This window comes from Microbulbifer epialgicus, assembly GCF_041447265.1.
Lineage (GTDB): Bacteria > Pseudomonadota > Gammaproteobacteria > Pseudomonadales > Cellvibrionaceae > Microbulbifer > Microbulbifer epialgicus.
The window spans coordinates 1-1,022 of sequence record NZ_JBGMEK010000241.1 but is presented as its reverse complement, the minus strand read 5'-3'; the positions used below and the strand labels follow the sequence as shown (position 1 = coordinate 1,022).

The 1,022-nt window shown below is 51.3% G+C and carries 1 protein-coding gene; it reads right to left on the bottom strand.

Features of this window, described 5'->3' with window-relative positions; translation table 11 throughout:
* The coding region (locus ACCI49_RS24775; protein ID WP_371841934.1) for a hypothetical protein at positions 1–980 on the bottom strand (980 nt) is incomplete at its 3' end.
* Positions 981–1,022 lie beyond the last annotated feature (42 nt).

The window sequence follows — 1,022 nt, the reverse complement described above, 5'->3', positions numbered from 1 at the left end:
AGGCTTACAACCCCTCGGTACAAGGTACTCTCACCAGTCTCTGGTGACACCGCTTGTATCGCAAAGGTATACACTCCCTCATCCCCGACAAGCACGGCGTTTGGATCTGAGTCGTTATAGCCCCGCCACTCTACTTCGTGAAGCAATGCATTACCCTCCTCATCATTCGCACTGACAAGTTCCTGGTCCAGCAGCACTATCGCTGAGGGGTCTTGCGGATTCACAATACCCGGCGGCAACAGGCTGAACGTCACAACGGCATCATTACTCAGCTGATAGGCCATACGTGTTTGCTGCTCATAACTATGGCTGACCAAGTAAGGATCCGATTTCACTTCAATAGTTGGGGCCTCCCCGGAACCGGTAATACGTGGAGCCGTATCCATAACATAGATCGCCGTGGAGCGCAGTGGCTTTGGCGCCGGATAGTAAATGGAAACAGAGGTCTCAATAATTTCGCCATTGGGATCACGTCCATCCCAATACAGCCAGTGCTGGCCGCCATCATAGTAAACATCTTCGAAGGCATAGAAAGCGGAGCCACCACTAGGCGTGACTTGCATACTGACCAGACTCGGCTCTCTAACATTAACCGAAATTTTATAGAATTCATTGGAGTATGCATCGTAGCGGTTTGGCACAGAACCGGAAACACTACCTTCACCACTCACCTTCGGAGCATCATAAACAAAGCCATCCACTCCGTCATTTGCACGTAGTACTACTCTGTACAAGCCTTCCGGCTGAATAACGCTCTCGCTGTCACGGCCATCCCACTGGATCGGGTAATCACCGGCCAATGGGTAACTCTGGGTGGCTTGAAAGATCAAGGCATTATCTGACTCTCTGCGGATTTCCATGGTGACACTGGCATCCCGGTTAAGGCTGAAGCTGCCACTCGCCAGCTCCCCAGCCAAAGGATGTAGTTTTGCACTGAGCAAACTCACATTACTGATGGATACCGCAGGTTGGCCAGACATTGCCTCCAGGAAACCACTAAAATCGACTTGCGGGGATGTATC